We start from the raw sequence: 1,107 nt of genomic DNA, 5'->3' as shown, positions 1-1,107 counted from the left end.
AGAGGACGTCTGATTAACGTATTTTGTGGTGTTATGCGATTTGAGGGTCTCGCCAGGTTGGGGTGTTTTCGTCCGTCAGCCGGCGGGCGAGATTGTCGATCATGGCGAGGGTGATCATGGATTCGGAGTTGCTGGGCAAGGTCTCATAGTCGCGGGCGAGCCGGCGATGGTGCATGAGCCAGCCGAGGGTGCGCTCGACGACCCAGCGTCGTTTGACGACGCTGAAGCCTTTGGCCTGCGGGTCTTTGGTGACGATCTCGACGTCGACGCCGAGTGTGGCACCGTGTTCGACGGTTTTGACCTTGAAACCGGCATCGACCCAGGTCTTGGTCAGAGTGGGGTGGGTGGTGGTGGCCTGCTCGAGCAGGGCGTTGCCGATCACGTTGTCGCTGACGCTGGCGGCGGTGACGAGCACGGCGAGCAGTAAGCCGAGGGTGTCGGTGATGATGCCGCGTTTGCGGCCGACGATCTTCTTGCCGGCGTCGATGCCCTGGGTTTCGAGCGGCACGTTCGTGGATGTCTTGATGCTTTGGGTATCCATGATCGCTGCGGTGGGCTCGACGGTGCGGCCGTGGTGGTCACGGACGAGTCCGGTGAGGTTGTAGTTGAGTTCGGTGAAGATCCCTTCTTTGCTCCATAAGGCGAAGTAGCCGTAAACGGTCGCGTGTGGAGGGAAGTCGTGGGGCAGGTATCGCCAGGCGATTCCGGTGCGGTTGACGTAGAGGATTGCATCGAAGATCTCGCGCAGGTCGTGGATGGGGATGCGGCCCTTGATGCCGAGCTGGGTGCGGGCGTCGGTGCGGGCCTGGCGCCAAGCGGTCAGGCGTGGCGCGATCAGGGCCCAGCGGGCGTCGGACAAGTCGGATGGGTACGCGCGTCGTTCGGTCATGACCTGGGAATACGGTGGTATCGACGGGTGCCGGGGACACCGGGTCCGTCTATTCCTGGCGGAAACTAATCAAACACGATCGAGGGATTAAAGGACGCAGATCTACTCATATCGGAGTCACCTCGAAAGGGTTGATTCGGGCGTATCGGCCAGCCGTAGCCGAGATTGCGTGTTCTCAACCCTCCGATAACTCACCTAACGTTATTAAAACGTCCAGT

1 protein-coding gene is annotated in these 1,107 nt (G+C 60.7%); it reads right to left on the bottom strand.

Annotation, left to right across the window (positions count from 1 at the left end; translation table 11 throughout):
• Positions 1-31: 31 nt before the first annotated feature.
• Positions 32-889, bottom strand: coding sequence for an IS5 family transposase (locus tag ACH442_RS48065; RefSeq protein WP_396344934.1), 858 nt, complete (start codon positions 887-889; stop codon positions 32-34).
• Positions 890-1,107 lie beyond the last annotated feature (218 nt).

Source organism: Actinoplanes sp. NPDC020271, from assembly GCF_044388125.1.
Classification (GTDB): domain Bacteria; phylum Actinomycetota; class Actinomycetes; order Mycobacteriales; family Micromonosporaceae; genus Actinoplanes.
Note: the sequence above shows the minus strand (reverse complement) of the source record. Positions and strands in the feature narration are given on the sequence as shown.